At 63.3% G+C, this 19,642-nt stretch carries 19 protein-coding genes and 1 pseudogene; 17 read left to right on the top strand and 3 right to left on the bottom strand.

Annotated elements, in window-relative coordinates; translation table 11 throughout:
• The first annotated feature begins 64 nt into the window (after positions 1–64).
• From WBF69_RS09680 to WBF69_RS09670, 3 genes are all read left to right on the top strand, one after another.
• Complete coding sequence (locus WBF69_RS09680) at positions 65–1,042, top strand: PDR/VanB family oxidoreductase (protein WP_424263602.1); 978 nt, start codon at positions 65–67, stop codon at positions 1,040–1,042.
• A 93-nt stretch (positions 1,043–1,135) separates the two neighbouring features.
• Positions 1,136–2,173 (top strand): aldo/keto reductase, encoded by a 1,038-nt coding sequence (locus tag WBF69_RS09675; protein WP_424263590.1) that lies wholly within the window; start codon positions 1,136–1,138, stop codon positions 2,171–2,173.
• Between the two features lie 9 nt (positions 2,174–2,182).
• A complete protein-coding gene (locus tag WBF69_RS09670; protein WP_424263588.1) occupies positions 2,183–3,082 on the top strand; it encodes a DUF1932 domain-containing protein in 900 nt (299 codons plus the stop codon).
• Positions 3,083–3,107: 25 nt separating this feature from the next.
• On the opposite strand, the gene WBF69_RS09665 is transcribed toward WBF69_RS09670, so the two are convergent.
• Positions 3,108–4,022, bottom strand: coding sequence for a LysR family transcriptional regulator (locus WBF69_RS09665; RefSeq protein WP_424263586.1), 915 nt, complete (start codon positions 4,020–4,022; stop codon positions 3,108–3,110).
• 137 nt (positions 4,023–4,159) lie between these two features.
• Here WBF69_RS09665 and WBF69_RS09660 point away from each other — a divergent pair, with 137 nt between their 5' ends.
• From WBF69_RS09660 to WBF69_RS09595, 14 genes and pseudogenes are all read left to right on the top strand, one after another.
• Complete coding sequence (locus WBF69_RS09660) at positions 4,160–5,317, top strand: 4-oxalomesaconate tautomerase (protein ID WP_424263584.1); 1,158 nt, start codon at positions 4,160–4,162, stop codon at positions 5,315–5,317.
• 43 nt (positions 5,318–5,360) lie between these two features.
• On the top strand, positions 5,361–6,389 hold the full coding sequence (locus tag WBF69_RS09655) for an amidohydrolase family protein (RefSeq protein WP_424263600.1): 1,029 nt from the start codon (positions 5,361–5,363) through the stop codon (positions 6,387–6,389).
• 19 nt (positions 6,390–6,408) lie between these two features.
• Positions 6,409–7,104: a 4-carboxy-4-hydroxy-2-oxoadipate aldolase/oxaloacetate decarboxylase gene (gene ligK / locus WBF69_RS09650; RefSeq protein ID WP_424263582.1), complete on the top strand. Its 696-nt coding sequence runs from the start codon at positions 6,409–6,411 to the stop codon at positions 7,102–7,104.
• A gap of 10 nt (positions 7,105–7,114) precedes the next feature.
• Entirely contained in the window at positions 7,115–8,032 is a 918-nt protein-coding gene (locus tag WBF69_RS09645) for an amidohydrolase family protein (protein ID WP_424263580.1), read from the top strand.
• A gap of 3 nt (positions 8,033–8,035) precedes the next feature.
• The gene (gene ligA, locus WBF69_RS09640; protein ID WP_424263578.1) at positions 8,036–8,425 is read left to right on the top strand and encodes a protocatechuate 4,5-dioxygenase subunit alpha; all 390 of its coding nucleotides are present in this window, start codon (positions 8,036–8,038) and stop codon (positions 8,423–8,425) included.
• On the top strand, positions 8,422–9,288 hold the full coding sequence (locus WBF69_RS09635) for a class III extradiol dioxygenase subunit beta (protein WP_424263576.1): 867 nt from the start codon (positions 8,422–8,424) through the stop codon (positions 9,286–9,288). The genes ligA and WBF69_RS09635 overlap by 4 nt, the downstream gene beginning before the upstream one ends.
• Entirely contained in the window at positions 9,288–10,244 is a 957-nt protein-coding gene (locus WBF69_RS09630) for a Gfo/Idh/MocA family oxidoreductase (RefSeq protein WP_424263574.1), read from the top strand. The genes WBF69_RS09635 and WBF69_RS09630 overlap by 1 nt, the downstream gene beginning before the upstream one ends.
• Positions 10,245–10,283: 39 nt before the next feature.
• Positions 10,284–11,459, top strand: a complete 1,176-nt coding sequence (locus tag WBF69_RS09625; protein WP_424263572.1) for an ABC transporter substrate-binding protein — start codon at positions 10,284–10,286, stop codon at positions 11,457–11,459.
• Positions 11,460–11,552: 93 nt separating this feature from the next.
• Entirely contained in the window at positions 11,553–12,410 is an 858-nt protein-coding gene (locus WBF69_RS09620) for a branched-chain amino acid ABC transporter permease (RefSeq protein ID WP_424263570.1), read from the top strand.
• Between the two features lie 66 nt (positions 12,411–12,476).
• Positions 12,477–13,472, top strand: a complete 996-nt coding sequence (locus WBF69_RS09615) for a branched-chain amino acid ABC transporter permease (RefSeq protein WP_424263598.1) — start codon at positions 12,477–12,479, stop codon at positions 13,470–13,472.
• The gene (locus tag WBF69_RS09610) at positions 13,469–14,218 is read left to right on the top strand and encodes an ABC transporter ATP-binding protein (RefSeq protein ID WP_424263568.1); all 750 of its coding nucleotides are present in this window, start codon (positions 13,469–13,471) and stop codon (positions 14,216–14,218) included. The genes WBF69_RS09615 and WBF69_RS09610 overlap by 4 nt, the downstream gene beginning before the upstream one ends.
• Positions 14,211–14,894: pseudogene (locus tag WBF69_RS09605) on the top strand (ABC transporter ATP-binding protein); the annotation flags it as partial. The gene WBF69_RS09610 and the pseudogene WBF69_RS09605, both read left to right, overlap by 8 nt.
• Positions 14,880–15,551: a hemerythrin domain-containing protein gene (locus tag WBF69_RS09600; protein WP_424263596.1), complete on the top strand. Its 672-nt coding sequence runs from the start codon at positions 14,880–14,882 to the stop codon at positions 15,549–15,551. The pseudogene WBF69_RS09605 and the gene WBF69_RS09600, both read left to right, overlap by 15 nt.
• 37 nt (positions 15,552–15,588) lie before the next feature.
• On the top strand, positions 15,589–17,040 hold the full coding sequence (locus WBF69_RS09595; RefSeq protein ID WP_424263566.1) for an aldehyde dehydrogenase: 1,452 nt from the start codon (positions 15,589–15,591) through the stop codon (positions 17,038–17,040).
• 26 nt (positions 17,041–17,066) lie between these two features.
• On the opposite strand, the gene WBF69_RS09590 is transcribed toward WBF69_RS09595, so the two are convergent.
• Both WBF69_RS09590 and WBF69_RS09585 read right to left on the bottom strand, forming a co-directional pair.
• Positions 17,067–18,281, bottom strand: coding sequence for a benzoate/H(+) symporter BenE family transporter (locus tag WBF69_RS09590; RefSeq protein ID WP_424263564.1), 1,215 nt, complete (start codon positions 18,279–18,281; stop codon positions 17,067–17,069).
• Complete coding sequence (locus WBF69_RS09585; protein ID WP_424263562.1) at positions 18,278–19,543, bottom strand: EAL and HDOD domain-containing protein; 1,266 nt, start codon at positions 19,541–19,543, stop codon at positions 18,278–18,280. Before WBF69_RS09585 ends, WBF69_RS09590 begins: the two co-directional genes overlap by 4 nt.
• Positions 19,544–19,642 lie beyond the last annotated feature (99 nt).

Here is a 19,642-nt window from a genome sequence, read left to right as displayed (position 1 = left end):
CCCGGCGGACGGTTTCCCCGGCGCTTGTCAGGCAACGGGGGGGGCAGGCGGCATTTGCGCGATAATGGCCGCCATGGATACTTCATTGCTGTCAGTCCGCGTCACCGCCAAACGGCAGGTGGCCCAGGACACCATCTGCCTGGAACTCAGCCCTCTGGATCAAGCCGGTCTGCCGGCGTTCTTGCCGGGGGCGCATATCGACGTGCATGCGCCCGGCGGGCTGATTCGCCAGTATTCCCTGCTCAACGACTGTACCCGGCATGCGCATTACCGCATCGGCGTGCTGCGCGAGGCTCAGTCCCGTGGCGGGTCTGTCGCGCTGCATGATCGGGTGCAGGTCAACGACATTTTGCAGATCAGCGCGCCGCGCAATCGTTTTGCTCTGGTGCCGGCGACTCGCAGCCTGCTGTTCGCCGGCGGGATCGGGGTGACACCCTTGTTGTGCATGGCCCGGCAATTGCAGGCGCAGGGCGCGGATTTCGCCTTGCATTACAGCAGTCGCACCCGGGCGCGCGCAGCGTTCCTCGACGAGGCCCAGGCGCTGTCCGCCGCACGCGTCCATGCGTATTTCGATGATGATCCGACGCAGGTGCTGGATGCGGCGGCTGTGCTGGCGGGGGCGGATGCCCAGACGCATCTGTACGTGTGCGGGCCGGCGGGCTATATCGATTTTGTCTGCGCCCAGGCGCGCGCCGCCGGCTTTGACGACACCCGCATTCACGTTGAACACTTTGCTCTGGATGCCGCCGACCGCCCGGCAATCACGGACCAGGACGTGGCGTTTCAGGTGCAGCTGGCCAGCACCGGCGAAATCTTTGATATCCCGGCAGATGAATCGATCACCTCCGCCTTGGACCGGCAGGGGGTATTCATTCCGGTGTCCTGCGAAGAAGGGATCTGCGGCACCTGCCTGACCGGCTTGCAGGGGGGCATCCCCGATCATCGCGACACGTATCTGACGGATGGCGAGCATGCGGCCAATGACCAGTTCACCCCTTGCTGTTCACGCGCCAAGACGCCGATGCTCATCCTGGATTTGTAATCGGTTCGGGTCTTCTGATAGCAAGTTGTTATAACTGTTAGTGCCGGATTCGGACTTACTTCATCCCAAGCTTCTGGGGATAATCGGATCACTATGACACAGACACGCATGCTTGCCGGTACGCCGGTGTTTCCGATCGGCCTGGGGTGCATGGGCCTGAGTCACGGCTATGGCCAGGCCGTCTCGCCGGAGCAGGCTCAGGCCCTGCTGCTAGGGGCGCTGGATCAGGGCGTCACGCTATTCGATACGGCGGCGCTCTATGGCTTCGGTCACAATGAAGAATTGCTCGGTCGCGTGCTGTCGCCGCACCGCAGCCGGTTTTTCCTGGCCAGCAAATGCGGCATCTTCCGGGAAGACGGGCGCCGCCGCATCGATGGCCGCCCCGACACCTTGCGCCGCACGTGCGAGGATTCGCTGCGCCGCCTGCGCACCGACGTCATCGATCTGTACTATCTGCACCGCTGGGATAAATCCGTGCCCATCGAGGACAGCATCGGCGCCTTGGCCGGTCTGGCGCAGGCGGGCAAGATCCGCCACATCGGTCTGTCCGAGGTCTCTGCCGACACGCTGCGCCGGGCGCATGCGGTGCATCCCATCGCCGCCGTGCAAAGCGAATATTCCCTGTGGTCGCGCAACGTCGACATCGCCGTGCTGCAGGCCTGCCGGGAATTAGGGGCCGCTTTGGTGGCGTTCAGCCCCCTGGGGCGGGCGTTTCTGGCCGATGGCCTGCCGCCATCCGTCGATGCGCTGGCGGACACCGATCTGCGCCGCGGCATGCCGCGTTTTCAGGCGGATGCGTTCGTGCGCAATCAATCGCTGCTGCCATTGCTGCGCGACCATGCCAAGGGACTGGGTTGCACGCCCGGTCAGCTGGCGCTGGCGTGGCTGCTGCATCAGGGGCAGGACATCATTCCCATTCCGGGCACGACCAACCTGGCCCACCTGCGGGAAAACCTGGCGGCGGTAGACGTGACCATCGATGCCGCGCTGGCCACTGAGCTGGCCGCGCATTTTCACCACGAGCGCGTGGCGGGAGACCGCTACGGGCCTGGGACGCTGGCGGAAGTCGACACCGAAGTGTTCCCGGCGCACGGCGCGGGCGGCGGCCAGCACATAAACACTAAGGCATAGGGGGCAGTGATGCAAACCATACAGTTGGGGTTGATCGGCTATGGCGAGGTCGGCGGGATTTTTGGCGCGGGCCTCAGGCCGCAAGTCGATGGCGTGCAGGCCTGGGATCTGAAGCTGCAGGACCTGCAGACGGCCCGCCCGTTGCGCGACAAAGCTCAGGACGATGGCATCACGCTGTGCGCCTCCGCGGCTGAACTATGCGCGGCCAGCAATCTGCTGGTGTCCGCCGTGACGGCATCCAATACGGTGGCCGTGGCCCGCGAAGCTGCGGCGCACCTGCAGCCGGGCACGTTCTTTCTGGATGTGAATTCCGCTTCGCCGGGCGCCAAGCGCGAGGCCGCCGCCCTGATCGAAGCGGCGGGCGGGCTTTACGTCGAAGCGGGCGTGATGACGTCGGTGCCGCCCTATGGCATCCGCGTGCCCATGCTGCTGGGGGGGCCGCATGCCGATGCCCTGGCCCGGCGACTGACCATGTTTGGCATGGACGTCAAGGTCGTGTCGCTCGAGCTAGGGGTGGCGTCGGCCATCAAGATGTGCCGCAGCGTCATGATCAAGGGCCTGGAAGCCCTGGTCATCGAAAGCTATACCGCCGCCCGCGCCTATGGGGTGGAAGACCACGTGTTGCCCACGTTGCAGGAAACCTTTCCGTCCATCGATTGGACCGAGCAGGGGCGCTATTTCTACAGTCGGGTGGTGCAGCATGGCCGTCGCCGCGCCGAGGAAATGCGCGAAGTTGCCAACACCGTGCGCGAAGCCGGTTTCGAACCCTGGATGGCCGCCGCCACGGCGGAAAAACAGGACTGGGTGGCCGGCCAGGCGGCGCAGGGCGTATTCGATGGCGTCGAGAAAACCGATGGCTGGCAGGTCTATGCGGACCGTCTGATCGCCAGTCGTCAAAAATCGTCCTGATACCGGTTTGGACGGCCCGGCGCATTCAATCCGCGGGGATCATCTGGGCCGGATAGACTTCGCGCACCGTGTCGCGGATGAGGGTCAGCATCGCTTGCTGCGTCAGCGTCGTGATGCGCCCGGACGCAGTCGCCAGATAGAGCTGGCTGGGCAGTTCTGGCTGGCAGATCGGTCGAATGTGATAGCGATCCGGCTGCGCCGAGGTCAGCACAGCGTGTTCTGTCAGCACGGCATAACCGGCGCCGTCGGCGACCAGATCCAGAATGGCCGGCACCCCGTCGATTTCCAGCCGGATATTGGGACGGCAGCCGATCAAGGCCATCTGTGATTCCAGCAGCATGCGCACCGTGTGGGGGCGGTTGGGGATGACCAGCGGAATGCCTGCCAGAGACCGCAGCGACATCGGCTGCGTGGACGGATGCGGGCCTTTGGGGCCGATCAGATACAGCAGTTCGCTGGTCAGGGGGCGTAGATCCAGCTCCGCCGAGGCGCTGGGGTTGTAGAGCAGGGCGATGTCCAGCCGGCCAGCCAGTAACCATTCCTGCATCATCAGGGATAGGCCTTCGCTGATGGATAGCGAGGCATTGGGCAGCTGCTTGCGGAATTTGCGCGTCAGTTGCACCGTCAGCATTTTTGAAGCGCTGGGGGCGATACCCAGCGCGACTCGGCCCGCCAGGGCGCCCTGCACCCGGCCCATGTCTTCTTTGGCTCGGTCGATTTGATGCAGAATCCCCCGACAATGCTCTAGCAGCAGCTTGCCGGCTTCGGTGGTCGTCACGCCTCGACCATTACGGTTCAGCAGGTTTTGCCGGAGTTCCACTTCCAGCAGACGGACCTGACGGCTGAGCGCAGGCTGCGCGATGCCCAGGGCATGGGACGCCTGGGTGAAGCTGCCCAGTTCGGCGACCCGCGCGAAGTATTCCATCTGCTTGATATCCATGCTGGGGTTTACCCTAAAATTTGATATGAAGTTTCATCAAGTATAGCAATACGGCATAGCAGATAGTGTGTTCATGCCCTTATTCACCAGGCTCATTGCACCCATAATGGTTGCAACATAGCAATGGTGGTGGTGTGATGCAAAAGCCTGTTCGGACTTTGTTCATGCGCGGTGGCACCTCGCGCGGACCGTTTTTTCTGGAATCCGATCTGCCGTCCGAGACGGCTGCCCGCGATCGCGTGTTGCTGGCCGCGATGGGGTCTCCTGACCGTCGTCAGATCGATGGTCTGGGCGGGGCGCATCCCTTGACCAGCAAAGCAGGCATCGTGCGGCTGGGCACCGCGCCCGGCGTGGATCTGGACTTTCTGTTCGCCCAGTTGCAGCCGAATCAGGATACCGTCGACACCACGGCCAATTGCGGCAATATGCTGGCGGCGGTAGTGCCTTTTGCGCTGGAATGCGGCTTGATCGCCGCCCAGGGCGACGAAACCACGGTGCGCGTCCTGACGCGCAACACCGGCATGCAGTGCGACATCACGGTGCAGACGCCGCTGACGCCGTCGGGTCGCCAGGTCAGCTACGAAGGCCAGGCCCGTATCGATGGCGTGCCGGGGACCTCGGCCCCCATCACCATCAACTTTCTGGATACCGCCGGTTCGGTCTGTTCGGGGCTTCTGCCCACGGGCCGGGTGCTGGATCGTGTGCATGTCGAGCCGCCGGTCGGCGCGGATTTCGCGCCGTTCGATATCGACGTCACCTGCATCGACAACGGCATGCCGCTGGTGCTGTTCCGCGCCGAAGACCTGGGCCGCACCGGGCAGGAGAGTCCGGCGGAATTGAATGCCGATACCGACCTGAAGGCCAGGATCGAGGCCTTGCGTCTGACAACAGCCGAACTCATGGGGCTGGGGGACGTCGGCGGGCGCAATTATCCCAAGATGACCCTGGTGTCGGCCCCGCAGGCCGGCGGCGCCATCAGTACGCGCTCTTTCATCCCGCATGTGTGCCATGAAGCCATCGGCGTGCTGGCCGCCGTCACGGTGGGCACTGCCTGCGTGCTGGACGGCTCGGTGCCGCATGCGCTGGCGCAATTGCCCAGCGGCGCCCGCAAGGCGGTGTCTATCGAACACCCCAGCGGCGAATTTACCGTCGAACTTGAACTGGACCCGCAGGACACGCAAAAAGTCGTGCGGGCCGCTCTGCTGCGCACGGCGCGTCTCATCATGCGCGGTGAAGTCATGGTCCCCCAATCCGTCTGGCCGACGACGGGGGCGGATGGCGAGTCTGCTCGCTGATCCGGATTATCAATAGGAATCCGTCAATATGAACCGAAAACCCCTGATCATCGATTGCCACGGGCATTACACGACCGCCCCGCAGGCGCTGGCCGATTGGCGTGAACGCCAGATCGCCGGGATCAAGGACCCGGCGCAAAGCCCGAAGGCATCCGATCTGCGCATCAGCGACGATGATCTGCGCGAGAGCATCGAATCCAACCAATTGCGCCTGATGCGTGAGCGTGGCCTGGACCTGACGATTTTTTCGCCCCGAGCCAGCTTCATGGCGCACCACATCGGCGACTTCCAGGTGTCCAGCACTTGGTCGGCGATCTGCAATGAACTGTGCCACCGGGTTTCGACCTTGTTCCCGGATCATTTCGCCATGGCCGCCATGCTGCCGCAGTCGCCGGGCGTGGATCCGGCGACTTGCATCCCCGAACTGGAGAAATGCGTCAAAGAATACGGCGCTATCGGCATCAATCTGAACCCGGACCCGTCCGGCGGACACTGGACGGCGCCGCCGCTGTCGGATCATTCCTGGTATCCGATCTACGAGAAAATGGTGGAATACGACATTCCGGCCATGGTTCACGTGTCCACCAGTTGCAATGACTGTTTTCACACGACGGGCGCCCACTATCTGAATGCCGACACCACGGCCTTCATGCAGTGCCTGACGTCCGACCTGTTCAAGGATTTCCCCACGCTGCGTTTCGTCATTCCGCATGGCGGCGGCGCGGTTCCCTATCACTGGGGCCGGTTCCGCGGGCTGGCCCAGGCGCTGAAAAAGCCGCTGCTCGACGAGCATCTGCTGAACAACGTGTTTTTCGATACCTGTGTCTATCACCAGCCGGGCATCGATCTGCTGACGCGTGTCATTCCCGTGAAGAACGTGTTGTTTGCATCGGAGATGATCGGCGCGGTGCGCGGCATCGATCCGGAAACCGGCCATGCTTTCGATGACACCAAGCGCTATATCGAAGCCGCGGACGTCCTGAGCGACGCCGATCGCTTCCAGATTTACGAGGGCAATGCCCGGCGCGTCTACCCGCGCCTGGATGCCGCCCTGAAGGCCAAAGGCCTTTAACGAACGGAGGACAATCAACATGAGCACTTCCCTGAATCAGCTGGGCGTCGTCCACCGGACCATCCAGCGCGCCGATCCCGCTGCCGTCGAGCATCTGTCGCAGTTCGGGACGGCTACCATTCATGAAGCCATGGGACGCGTCGGCCTGATGAAGCCCTATATGCGACCGGTCTGGCGCGGCGCGCGCCTGTGCGGCACCGCCGTCACAGTCCTGCTGCAACCGGGAGATAACTGGATGCTGCACGTCGCCGCCGAGCAGATCCAAGACGGAGACGTGGTCGTGGCGGCCTGCACGACGGATAGCACGGACGGCTTTTTCGGCGATCTGTTAGCGACGTCATTCAAGGCGCGTGGCGCACGTGGCTTGATCATCGATGGCGGCGTGCGCGATATCGACGTCCTGGAATCCATGAATTTTCCCGTCTTTGCGCGGGCGATCAGCGCCAAGGGCACGGTCAAGGGCACGCTGGGGTCGGTGAACATTCCCGTGGTGTGTGCCAACGCCGCCGTGATGCCGGGCGATGTCATCGTGGCCGATACCGACGGTGTGGTGGTGGTGCCGGCTGCCATTGCCGGCCAGGTTGCCGCCAAAGCCCAGGCCCGCGAGGACAATGAAGTCAGCAAGCGGGATCTCTTCGCTTCCGGCGTCCTGGGGCTGGATTACTACAAGATGCGCGAAGGGCTGGAAAAAGCCGGTCTGAAATATCTGGATTAAGGACGTAGCCATGAGCACCGCCGAACCCTTTGCCAAGACCCCTGGGTGGCTGGATTACTACGACGGTCCCAGCCGTCCGAATTTCCGTCTGCCGCCCGGCGCTGTGGACGCGCATTGCCACGTATTCGGGCCGGGTGCGGTGTTTCCGTACGCGCCGCAACGCAAATACACGCCCTGCGACGCGCCGAAGGAATCGCTGTTCGCCTTGCGCGATCATCTGGGGTTCGCCAAGAACGTGATCGTGCAGGCGACCTGTCACGGCACGGACAACCGGGCGCTGGTCGATGCCTTGAAGGCATCCGGCGGGCGGGCGCGGGGGGTGGCGACGGTGGCGCAAGACATCACGGATGCCGAGTTGCAGGCCCTGCATGACGCGGGAGTGCGCGGGACGCGTTTCAATTTCGTCAAGCGGCTGGCTGATTTCACCCCGCGCGAAGTTCTGGCCGATATTGCCGCGCGCATCGCGCCGCTGGGCTGGCATGTGGTGGTCTATTTCGAGGCTCAGGATCTGCCTGAACTGTATGATTTCTTTACCGCCTTGCCCACGACGGTGGTGGTGGATCATATGGGCCGCCCCGATGTCACCCAGCCGGTGGACGGGTCCGAATTCCAGCGTTTCGTGGCGCTGCTGCGAGAGCATCCTAACATCTGGACCAAAGTCAGCTGCCCGGAGCGTCTCAGCCAATCGGGCCCCTATGCGCTGGCCGGCGAACAGCATGCCTATCAGGACGTGGTGCCCTTTGCTCGCCACCTGGTGGAAACCTTTCCCGATCGCGTGCTGTGGGGCACCGATTGGCCGCATCCGAATCTGAAGTCCCATATGCCAGATGACGGGCTGCTGGTGGATTACATTCCGCAGATCGCCCTGACCGCCGACCTGCAGCGCAAGCTGCTGGTCGACAATCCAAACCGCTTGTACTGGAGTTGAGCCATGTCCCTGAACAAGCCCTATACCGATATTCCCGGCACCACGATTTTCGATGCCGATCAATCCCGCCTGGGTTATCACCTGAATCAGTTCTGCATGTCGCTGATGAAAGCCGACAACCGCAAACGCTTTCTGGCCGATGAGCGCGCCTATCTGGACGAATGGCCCATGAGCGAGGACCAGAAGCAGGCCGTGCTGGCCCGCGACTTGAACCGCTGCCTGCAGTTGGGCGGCAATATCTATTTTCTAGCCAAACTGGGGGCCACCGATGGCCTTTCTTTCCAGTACATGGCCGCCAGCATGACCGGCATGTCCCAGGAAGACTACGCAGCCATGATGTTGGCCGGCGGTCGTTCCATCCAGGGCAACCGCAAAATCGGAGAACGTTCATGAGCCAGACCCACGCCCGCATCACCGCCAGTGTGTATACGTCGCACGTGCCGGCCATCGGAGCCGCCCTGGATCTGGGTAAGACGGAAACCGACTATTGGGCGCCGCTGTTCAAGGGCTACGAGCCGTCGAAACAGTGGATGCAAGACAACACGCCCGACGTGATTTTTCTGGTCTATAACGATCATGCCACCGCCTTCAGCCTGGACATGATCCCGACCTTCGCCATTGGCTGCGCCGAACAATACCAGCCGGCGGACGAGGGCTGGGGCGCGCGGCCCGTGCCGACCGTCATCGGCCATCCGGAACTGGCGGCGCACATCGCTCAGTCGGTCATCCAACAGGACTTCGACCTGACCATCGTCAACAAGATGGACGTGGATCACGGGCTGACGGTGCCGCTGTCGCTGATGTGCGGCCAGCCCCAGGCCTGGCCGTGCCCCGTCATTCCGTTTGCCGTCAACGTGGTGCAGTATCCGGTGCCTTCGGGCCGGCGTTGCTTTCAGCTGGGGCAGGCGATCCGCCGCGCCATCGAAAGCTTCGACCGCCCCCTGAACGTGCAGATCTGGGGCACCGGCGGCATGAGCCACCAGTTGCAGGGGCCGCGCGCCGGGCTGATCAATCGCGAATTCGACAATGCTTTCCTGGATCGCCTGATCGCCGACCCCGCCGGGCAGGCCGAGGTGCCGCACATCGATTACGTGCGCGAAGCCGGTTCCGAAGGCATCGAACTCGTCATGTGGTTGATCGCACGAGGCGCGATGGCGGATGTGTCGGGCGGACCAGCGCCGCGCGTGGCGCACCGTTTCTACCACGTGCCGGCATCGAATACGGCGGTGGGACACCTGATATTGGAGGAACAGTGATGACGCAGCACTTGAAAGTCGCCCTGGCCGGCGCCGGCGCATTCGGCATCAAGCACCTGGATGGCATCGCCCGCATCGACGGCGTGGAGGTCGTCGCCCTGGTCAGCCGCGATCTGGACAAGACCCGCGCCGTGGCGCAGAAATATGGCATCGAACAGGCCGCCACCGATCTGGACGCGGTGCTGGACCGCCCCGACGTGGACGCCGTGATTCTGTGCACGCCCACCCAGATGCATGCGGCCCAGGCGATGGCCTGCCTGCGGGCGGGCAAGCACGTTCAGGTGGAAATCCCCATGGCCGACAGTCTGCAGGATGCGCAGGCTCTGGTGGACCTGGCGCGGCAAAGCGGCAAGGTCGCCATGTGCGGCCACACGCGCCGCTTCAACCCCAGCCATCAATATGTGCACCAGCGTGTGCAGAAAGGCGAATTTCATCTCCAGCAGATGGACGTGCAGACCTATTTTTTCCGCCGCACCAATATGAATGCGCTGGGCGAGCCGCGTAGCTGGACCGACCATCTGCTGTGGCACCACGCCGCCCATACCGTGGATCTGTTCGCCTATCAGTGCGGCAGTCCGGTGGTCAAGGCGAATGCCGTGCAGGGGCCGATCCATCCGACGCTAGGCATTGCCATGGATATGTCGATCCAGTTGCAGGCGGCCAATGGGGCCATCTGCACCTTGTCGCTCAGCTTCAATAACGACGGCCCGCTGGGTACGTTCTTTCGCTACATCGGCGACACCGCCACCTACATCGCCCGTTATGACGATCTGGTCACCGGGCGCGACGAAGTCATCGACGTCAGCCAGGTGGACGTGTCCATGAATGGGATTGAATTGCAGGATCGGGAATTTTTCGCCGCTATCCGCGAGGGACGGGAGCCCAACGCCAGCGTGGCGCAGGTGCTGCCGTGTTATCAGGTTCTGCATGATCTTGAGCAACAGTTAGCCGGCTAAAAAAAGCTGGTGTTTTTATTACTTTCCAGGAGTGAGACCATGAAATTCATCAAGACCCTAGGGGCGGTGGCGCTGGCCTTCAGCACAGCCGCCGCCTTCAGCACCGTGCAGGCCAAAGATCTGAAAATCGGTGTGGTCATGCCGATGTCCGGACCATTTGCCGCCCACGGCAAACAGCTTCAGCACGGTATCGATCTGTACATGGCCGAACATGGCGATGAAGTGGCCGGTCGCAAGATCAAGATCATCATCAAGGACGACACCGGCATTGCGCCTGCGGTGGCCAAGCGCCAGGCCCAGGAACTGCTGATCAAGGACAAGGTCGACATTCTGGCGGGCTTTAGCTTGACGCCCAATGCCTTTTCCGTCGCGCCGCTGGCCACCGAGGCCAAAGTCCCGATGGTCGTGCTGAATGCCGCGACCTCGTCCATCACCGAAAAATCGCCCAATATCGTGCGGGTCTCCATGACGCTGCCGCAGGACACGGCGCCGATGGCGCAGTGGGCCTACGCCAACGGCATCCGTTCGGTCTATACCCTGGTGTCCGACTATGGTCCGGGGCATGACGCCGAACAGCAGTTCCAGAAGACCTTTACCGCGCTGGGCGGCAAGATCATCGGCGAAGTCCGCACGCCAGTCGCCACGCCTGACTATGCGCCGTACCTGCAGCGCATCAAGGACGCCAAGCCTGACGCGGTTTTCCTGTTCGTGCCCAACGGCGAACAGGGCGTGGCGCTGGCCAAGGGCTTCAAGGAACGCGGTCTGGACCAGGCCGGCATCAAGGAACTGGCCACGGGCGACGTGACTGACGAAGACGTGTTGAACGCCATGGGCGACGCTGCCATCGGCATGATCACGTCCTTCCACTATTCCGCTGCTCACGATTCGCCTGAAAACAAGGCCTACGTCGCTGCCTATCACAAGGCATTTCCCAATGATCGCCCCAATTTCGTGTCGGTGGCGGGCTATGACGGCATGCATCTGATCTATGCTGCGCTGGAAAAGACCAAGGGTGATGCGAGCGCAGAGGCCTTCATGGCTGCGGTCAAGGGCATGAAGTGGACCAGCCCGCGTGGTCCGGTGGAAATCGATCCGCAGACGCGCGACATCATTCAGAACGTCTACATCCGCAAGGTGGAGCGCGTCGATGGCGTGTTGCAGAACGTGGAATTCGACACCATCGAAGCGGTGAAGGATCCCGGCAAGCAGGGCTGATCCGTGCGGGCGGCGGCGGTGATCCGATGCCCTGCCGCCGTCCGGGTTCCTGTGGAGGCGGCGCGCCGCCTGTCTTACCCTCCGGGATGAATCATGACTATATTATTTGACGGCCTTGCCTACGGCATGTTGCTGTTCCTGATCAGTGTCGGGCTGTCCGTGACCCTGGGCCTGATGAACTTCGTCAACCTGGCCCATGGCGCTTTCGCCATGCTGGGCGGATACGCCTGTGTGATCTTGCTGAACAACTATGGGGTGCCTTTCCTGGCGACCTTGCCGGTGGCGGTCATCGTGCCGGCCGTCGTCGGCGCCATCCTGGAACGTCTGTTATATCGACGCTTGTACGCGGCGTCCGACCTGGACCAGGTGCTGTTTTCCATCGGTTTGGTGTTCATGGCGGTCGCGGCGGCGCATTATTTCTTTGGCGCTCAGCAGCAACCTCTGCATCTGCCTGAATTTTTGACCGGCCAGATCCACGTCATGCCGGGTCTGGACGTGGGCGTCTATCGCCTGTTCCTGATCATTGCCGGCCTGCTGGTCGCCGTGCTGTTGCAGTGGTCCGTGATCCGCACGTCGTTTGGCGCCCGGCTGCGGGCCGCTGTGGACAATCAGCGGGTGGCGCGCGGCCTGGGCGTGGATGTCAATCGTGTCTTCAGTCTGACGTTTGCGCTGGGCTCGGCCCTGGCGGGCCTGGGCGGCGCCTTGGGTGTAGAAATGCTGGGTCTGGACCCCGAATTCCCGGTCAAATACCTGGTGTATTTCCTGATCGTGGTGTCGGTGGGCGGCAGCGGCAATATCCTCGGGTCCCTGTACGCCGCCATTTTGCTGGGGGTGGCTGACGTCGCCGGCAAATACTACATCCCTCAGATTGGCGCCTTCATCATCTACGCCGTCATGGTGGTGACCTTGATTTATCGTCCGCATGGCCTGTTTGGCCGTTCTCACAAATAGGATGCCGACATGACGACTTCTTCTCTGTCCGAGGCAGGCGCCGACCGAGGCGCGCAGCGGGCCGACATGCTGGCCGCCTACCGTCGCACGGCACATTGGAAGCCTCTGGAATATCTGTTCTGGTGCCTGCCGGTGATGGCGTACTTCGCCTTTCCAGGCAACTACCTGCTGCTCAGCCAGATCGCCATCACGGGGCTGTTCGCCTTGTCGCTGGACCTGATCTTCGGCTATGCCGGCGTGATTTCTCTGGGCCATGCCGCCTTTTTCGGCATTGGCGCCTATACCGTGGGCCTGTTGGGTTCCCACGGCCTGGGCGATCCCTTGCTGGGCCTGGTGCTGGCGGCGTTTTTTGCCGGCGTGGTGGGGTTCTTCAGCAGTTTCCTGCTGCTGCGCGGCAGCGACTTGTCGCGTTTGATGGTGACGCTGGGTGTGGCCTTGATGCTCTACGAACTGGCCAATAAATTCACCAGCATCACCGGGGGTGTCGACGGCATGCCGGGCGTCGAGATCAAGCCCATCCTGGGGGTGTTCGATTTTGACATGTTCGGTCGGGTGGGCTTCATCTATTCGACGGTCGTGCTGTTCGTGCTGTTCTGGCTGGCGCGCCGTCTGGTGTATTCGCCCTTTGGGCAAAGCCTGCGCGGGATTCACATGAACGTGCTGCGCATGCCGGCGCTGGGCGTGCCGGTCAACAGTCGCCTGGTCAAGATCTACACCATCGGCGCCGCCTATGCCGGGGTGGCGGGCGCCTTGCTGGCCCAGACCAATCAGTTCGTGTCCCTGGACGTACTCAGTTTCCAGCGTTCGGCGGATCTGCTGCTGATCCTGATCCTGGGCGGCGCCGGCCACCTGTATGGCGGTCTGGTCGGGGCGGTGGTGTTCGTGATGATCAATTACTTCCTGTCCGATATGAATCCGCAGTATTGGCAGTTCTGGCTGGGCCTGATCCTGGTGCTGGTGGTGCTGTTTGCCCGAGGCGGCATTTTAGGCACGGCGCAGCAATGGATGCGATCCGCCCGCCACCGCGCCCAGACCACTGCTCGCACGGAGTCCTCGTCATGAGTCCGGTTCTGCAAACCCGTAATCTGGTACGCCTGTTTGGCGGCTTTGTCGCCACCGATCAGGTCAATCTGTCCATCGCGCCAGGCTCGCGCCATGCCTTGATCGGCCCCAACGGGGCGGGCAAGACCACTCTGATCAATCTGCTGACCGGCTATCTGGAACCGACGTCCGGCCAGGTCAGCCTGCTGGGGCAGGATGTCACCCGCATGCCGCAGCACGAACGCTGCCGCCAGGGCCTGGTGCGCACCTTTCAGATCAATCAGCTCTTCATGGGCATGACGGTGCTGGAATCGGTGGCCCTGGCCGTCAGCGAACGCCGTGGTCTGGGTACCCAGTGGTGGAAGCCGCTGGCCGAGCGCGTCGACGTGCTGGACGAAGCCGCGGCCATCCTGGATCAGCTCAGACTGTTGCCCGACGCCTATGAAGTCACGCGCGATCTGGCCTATGGTCGTCAGCGTTTGATCGAAATCGCTCTGGCCTTGGCGCTGCGGCCCAAGGTCCTGTTGTTGGACGAACCCGCAGCCGGCGTCCCGACGAGCGAGTCGCGAGAATTGTTCGACACCATCGCCCAGCTGCCGCGCGAGGTCACCATCTTGCTGATAGAGCACGACATGAATCTGGTGTTCCGTTTCGCCGAACGCATTTCGGTGCTGGTCTCGGGGGCTTTGCTGATCGAGGATACCCCCGATGTCATCGCCCATCATCCCAGGGTCAAGGAAGTCTATCTCGGAGAATCCCATGTCTGAACTGCTGCGCATGGAGAATGTCTGGGCCGGGTATGGCGATGCCGTCATCCTGGAAGATCTGTCCTTTTCCCTGGCGGCGGGCGACAGCCTGGCGCTGCTGGGGCGCAACGGCATGGGCAAGACCACCTTGCTCGCCACCCTGATGGGGGTGACCCGCTTGCGCAAGGGCCGCATTTTCTACGAGGGCCGCGACATCGCCAAGGTATCCAGCCATCTGCGGGCCCGCGCCGGGTTGGGCTGGGTGCCTCAGGAACGCGATATCTTTCCGTCCTTGACGGTCGAGGAAAATCTGACGGTTGTCGCCCGGCCTGGGGAATGGACGCTGGACCGGGTCTACGATCTGTTTCCGCGCTTGCGGGAACGCCGCGCCAATATGGGTAATCAGTTATCCGGCGGCGAACAGCAGATGCTGGCGATGGGGCGAGCGCTGATGCTCAATCCCAAGGTCCTGCTGCTGGACGAACCCTTGGAAGGCCTGGCGCCCTTGATCGCGCAGGAACTGCTGCACATCATCGATCGCATGGTCACCGAAGGCCGTATGGCCGTGATTCTGGTCGAGCAGCACGCCCGGCAGATCCTGCCGATCACGCGCCACGCGCTGATTCTGGAACGCGGCAAGGTCGTTTACGCCGGAGATAGCGCCACGCTGCTGCAGGATGCGGTGCTCCTGGATCGCTGGCTGGGGGCGGGGGCGGGGGCGACGGACGATGCTCCGGGCGCTGCCGATTCCGCCGCGAAATCCAGGACGGACCAGCGGATTCCCGCCATCGAAGCCATCCGGGAAGAACATCGCGCGATCGCTGCCATCCTGAGCGCCTTGTCGCGCATCCTGGACGGGATCGAGGCCGGTCGCCTGCAGCCGGATGTCAGGCTGTTGGCCGGCATGGTGGAATACATTGCGGAGATGCCGGACAAGCTGCATCACCCCAAGGAAGATCGGATCTTTTCCCTGCTGCGCAGCAAGACTTCCGATCTGGACGGACATCTGGATGTTCTGGAAGCCCAGCATCACGACAGTGTGCCGGCGACCAGCCATCTGGATCGGGCGCTGGTGAGCTACATTCAGGGCGGCGCGGAAGCGTTTGCGGGGTTCAGGGACGCAGCGCGCGCCTATATCGCCGATGAATGGGTGCATCTGAACACCGAAGAAGAGCACATACTGCCGGCGGCGCAGCGCCTGTTCAGCGCCCAAGAATGGCAGGATATCAATGCGGACTTCGCCCGCAACGGCGATCCCTGGTCCGGCGAAGGCAATCGCTACGCCGATTTGTTCAAGCGCATTGCCCATCAGGCTCCGGCCCCGATCGGGGTGGGGGATGGCGCTAGCGGGTAGCAATCGAACAGGCGGCGTGTATGCACAGGAGGACATCATGAATACCATTTCCCTGATGATCGGGGGCCGGCAAGTGGCGGCAGAGCAGGGCAGGACGTTCGAACGCGGCAATCCCCTGGATGGGCAGGTAGCGACAGTCGCGTCTGCTGCCAGTCCCGCCGATGCTCGCGCTGCCGTGCAGGCGGCGCACGATGCCTTTGCGGCGTGGTCGCAAACGGGACCCGGCCTGCGCCGCACTTTGCTGAACCGCGCGGCGGATGCGCTGGAAGCGCGCCTGGCGGACTTCGTCGCCGCGATGATGGCTGAAACCGGCGCGGCGGCCCTGTGGGCGGAATTCAATGTGCATTTGGCGGCGGGCATGCTGCGCGAAGCCGCCGCCTTGACCACGCAGATCGGCGGGGAAGTCATTCCCTCGGATGTGCCGGGCAATCTGGCCATGGGCCAGCGCACGCCGGCGGGCGTGGTCGTGGGGATGGCGCCCTGGAACGCGCCGGTCATCCTGGGGGTGAGGGCGGTGGCCACACCGTTGGCCTGCGGCAATACCGTGGTGCTGAAGGGCTCGGAGATGTGTCCGGCTACGCATGGCCTGATCATTGCGTCCCTGGAAGAAGCCGGGCTGCCTGCCGGCGTGGTGAATTTCATCACCAATGCGCCGCAGGACGCCGCCGCCGTAGTCGAAGCCCTGGTGGCGCATCCCGCCACCCGGCGTGTGAATTTCACCGGCTCGACCAAGGTCGGTCGCATCATTGCGGGCCTGTGCGCCCAGTACCTGAAACCTGCGGTGCTGGAGCTGGGGGGCAAGGCCCCGCTGTTGGTGCTGGATGATGCCGACCTGGATTGCGCGGTGAATGCCGCCGCCTTTGGTGCTTTTGCGCATTCAGGTCAGATCTGCATGTCGACGGAACGCATCATCGTGGACGAGCGGATTGCGGACGCCTTTGTTCAGCGGCTGACCGCCAAAACCCAGGGCCTGCCACAGGGCGATCCGCGCCAGGGGCCTGTAGTGCTGGGGTCTGTCGTGGATATGTCGACCGTGCAACGCTGCAATGCGATGATCGATGATGCGCTGGACAAGGGCGCTCGATTGCTGTGCGGCGGCAAGGCCGACAATACCTTGATGTCGGCGACGCTGCTGGACCACGTGACGCCCGCCATGCGGATTTATGCCGAGGAAACCTTCGGTCCGGTCAAGGCGATTGTACGTGTCCAGGGGGAAGATGCCGCCGTGGCCTGCGCCAATGACAACGCCTATGGGCTGTCCGCCGCCGTGATCGGGGCGGATGTGGCACGGGCCATGCGGGTGGCGAGCAGGGTGCAGTCGGGCATCTGCCACATCAATGGCCCTACTGTGCATGACGAACCGCAAATGCCCTTTGGCGGCGTCAAAGACAGCGGTTATGGGCGATTTGGCGGCAAGGCCGGGATAGAAGCCTTCACCGATCTGCGCTGGATCACCATTCAGACCACGCCGCGTGCCTATCCTTTCTAAGGTCGCGCATCCGGGCCAGACGCGCGTCAGGCCCGGTGTTTCTGAATAGCCAGGCAGATCGCGCCCAGCACCAGGCCCCAGAAGGCGCTGCCGATCCCCAGCAAGCTCATGCCGGATGCCGTGGCCAGAAACGTCACCAGCGCGGATTCGCGGTATTCGGGGGCTTGCAGCGATTCGTGGATGCTGCTGCCCAGGGTGCCCAGCAGCGCCAGGCCGGCGATGGCCGCGACCAGTTCCAGCGGGAAGGCGGCGAACAGGGCAACGACCGTGGCGCCGAAAATGCCGGTCAGCAGGTAGAACAGGCCGGCCCAGACGGATGCCTTATAGCGCTCGCGAGTATCCGGGTCGGCATCCGGGCTCATGCAGATGGCCGCCGTGATGGCCGCCAGGTTATAGGCGAAACCGCCGAAGGGCGCCAGGACGATGCCGGTCAGGCCGGTCCAGGAAATCACCGGGGAAGCGGGGACCTGGGTGTAGCCGTTGGCGCGCAAGACCGCCAGGCCGGGGACGTTTTGCGACGTCATGGTGACGATGAACAGGGGCAGCGCCACGCCGATCAGGGCGGACAGGGAAAAGGACGGCGTGACCCACACCGGATGCGCCGGCGTCCAATCCAGGCCGCCGAGCGCCAGGCCGTCTTGCCAGGCGACGCAGACCATGCCTGCCAGCAGGGCCAGGGGCACGCTGTAGCGCGGCAGCAGGCGCCGCGCCAGGATGAATGTCGCGAACATCGCGATCACCAGCGTCGGTCGGCCCTGCATCGAGGCAAACAAGTCCATGCCGAAGCGCAGCAAAATACCCGCCAGCATGGCCGATGCCAGATGGCGCGGCACCCAGTCCATGATTTTCTGGAACCAGCCGGTGACGCCGCACAGCGTGATCAACAGGGAACTGGCCATGAAGACGCCGATGGCCTGATTCAAGCCGATATCCCCCAGACTGGTGGCCAGCAGGGCGGCGCCGGGGGTGGACCAGGCGGTCAGCACAGGCGCTCGCCAGGCCAGGGACAGCCCGATGCATGTGATCCCCATGCCGATGCCCAGCGCCCACATCCAGGAGGCCAGCTGCGCGTCTTGGGCGCCGGCGGCGCTGGCCGCCTGAAAGACGATCGCCACCGAACTGGTGTAGCCGACCAGGACGGCGATGAATCCCGATGAAATATGCGAGATCCGCAGCCAAGCGCCGATCCCGCGCCGGGCGGATGCGGTCGGCCCGGAGGCGGGATCGGAGGGGAGGCTCATGGGGCGGCGCGTGTGATGCCGTGAGCCCAGGTAAAGGCCTGCTGGATCAAGGGGTCGATCTGCGCGGCCTGTACGCCCAGCGCCTGTAGCAGCGGCGCCGGGTCTTCGAGCGGATCGCGATCGGAGGGAAATATCAGGGTGGCCAGCCGCAGATCGGCGCCCAGCGCGCCTTCGCGGCGCAGCAGCGCGTCGCGGATGGGCACGTCTACGTTGACCTGAGCCAGCAGGTCACTCATGGTGCCGTTGAACAGCTGATCCATGATGGACAGGATGCCGGTGGTGAAGGCCGATTCGGCGCGCACCGACTGGTCGGGGTAGCGCAGGGTCGACAGGGCTTCCATCAGGTGGGCGCGCGCGCTGGCCTGGATCAGGATAGGGGACAGATAGCCTGCGGGGCGACCGGCTTCGGTGTACATCAGGACCTGGATCCAGCGCTGCAACTGTCGGCGACCCAGCAGCATGATGGCCTGGCTGAGGGATTCGACTTCCTGGCTGAGGCCGTAGGCGGGTGTGTTGACCATGTCCAGCAGGGTCTTGACCAGATCGGCGTCCTGCTTCAGGCAGGCCTCGATTTCGGGAGCCTCGCCTTCGCCCATGATCAGGGTGATCAGGCGCAACAGGGTTTTCTGGCGCGGCGTCAGGGTGGCCGCGGCCTGATCCCTGGGCCAGTTGCCCTGGAACACGCTGAAGCCCAGCAGCAGGAAGTTGTCCAGCGAGGCTTTGTCGGGGGTGTTGATCGCCATCAGCAGCCGTCCGGCCTGCTTGTGCTGGAAGCTCTGGCGGAAGATATCGGCCTTGGCGCTGATCCCGGGATCGAAGCCCACGACTCTGGTGAATGGCAGCAGGGCGGCGCGTTCGGGTTGCGCGGCCAGATCGCCGCGCAGCGAGAATTTCAGTCCGGTATGGGCCAGGCTTTGCAGTGCCTGGATCAGCTCGGGCGTGATTTCCAGAGATTCCGGGAATTCCAGATAGCAGCGGTTACGCGGCAGCGTCGAGGTGAAGACGTTTTGCACCAGAGCCTGGGTGCAGTCGACCCAGTGCGGTGCGTAGGCCAGGAAGCTGCCGACGCCGTGTTCCCGGGCGGCCTGTATCAGGGCCAGCCCCGTATCCGTGTCGGCAGTGTCGGGATCCGTCCACAGCACGCGCAGGCGATAGCCGTACAGGCCCCGGTTTTGGTCCAGGACGGGTTCACGGCGGATCAGGTACGGAGGGACCGCAGCTGATGTGTTGTCTTGCGGCAAAGCGGTGTCTTGGTCAGCCATCAGCGTTGTCTCCATGTATGCTCCTGTGAGAGGGGGCTAGGCGGATCTCGTGGAGCCGCCCTGTATTATTTTGGTGGTCCTATGTGCTGCCGATCGTCT

This window comes from Castellaniella sp., assembly GCF_049673105.1.
Classification (GTDB): Bacteria; Pseudomonadota; Gammaproteobacteria; order Burkholderiales; family Burkholderiaceae_B; genus Castellaniella.
This window is presented reverse-complemented; position numbering and strand designations above follow the sequence as displayed.

Coding starts and splice junctions, on each gene's coding strand:
- WBF69_RS09680 (WP_424263602.1), top strand. CDS start 65: ATGGCCGCCATGGATACTTCATTGCTGTCAGTCCGCGTCACCGCCAAA.
- WBF69_RS09675 (WP_424263590.1), top strand. CDS start 1,136: ATGACACAGACACGCATGCTTGCCGGTACGCCGGTGTTTCCGATCGGC.
- WBF69_RS09670 (WP_424263588.1), top strand. CDS start 2,183: ATGCAAACCATACAGTTGGGGTTGATCGGCTATGGCGAGGTCGGCGGG.
- WBF69_RS09665 (WP_424263586.1), bottom strand. CDS start 4,022: ATGGATATCAAGCAGATGGAATACTTCGCGCGGGTCGCCGAACTGGGC.
- WBF69_RS09660 (WP_424263584.1), top strand. CDS start 4,160: ATGCAAAAGCCTGTTCGGACTTTGTTCATGCGCGGTGGCACCTCGCGC.
- ligK (WP_424263582.1), top strand. CDS start 6,409: ATGAGCACTTCCCTGAATCAGCTGGGCGTCGTCCACCGGACCATCCAG.
- WBF69_RS09645 (WP_424263580.1), top strand. CDS start 7,115: ATGAGCACCGCCGAACCCTTTGCCAAGACCCCTGGGTGGCTGGATTAC.
- ligA (WP_424263578.1), top strand. CDS start 8,036: ATGTCCCTGAACAAGCCCTATACCGATATTCCCGGCACCACGATTTTC.
- WBF69_RS09635 (WP_424263576.1), top strand. CDS start 8,422: ATGAGCCAGACCCACGCCCGCATCACCGCCAGTGTGTATACGTCGCAC.
- WBF69_RS09630 (WP_424263574.1), top strand. CDS start 9,288: ATGACGCAGCACTTGAAAGTCGCCCTGGCCGGCGCCGGCGCATTCGGC.
- WBF69_RS09625 (WP_424263572.1), top strand. CDS start 10,284: ATGAAATTCATCAAGACCCTAGGGGCGGTGGCGCTGGCCTTCAGCACA.
- WBF69_RS09620 (WP_424263570.1), top strand. CDS start 11,553: ATGACTATATTATTTGACGGCCTTGCCTACGGCATGTTGCTGTTCCTG.
- WBF69_RS09615 (WP_424263598.1), top strand. CDS start 12,477: ATGCTGGCCGCCTACCGTCGCACGGCACATTGGAAGCCTCTGGAATAT.
- WBF69_RS09610 (WP_424263568.1), top strand. CDS start 13,469: ATGAGTCCGGTTCTGCAAACCCGTAATCTGGTACGCCTGTTTGGCGGC.
- WBF69_RS09595 (WP_424263566.1), top strand. CDS start 15,589: ATGAATACCATTTCCCTGATGATCGGGGGCCGGCAAGTGGCGGCAGAG.
- WBF69_RS09590 (WP_424263564.1), bottom strand. CDS start 18,281: ATGAGCCTCCCCTCCGATCCCGCCTCCGGGCCGACCGCATCCGCCCGG.
- WBF69_RS09585 (WP_424263562.1), bottom strand. CDS start 19,543: ATGGCTGACCAAGACACCGCTTTGCCGCAAGACAACACATCAGCTGCG.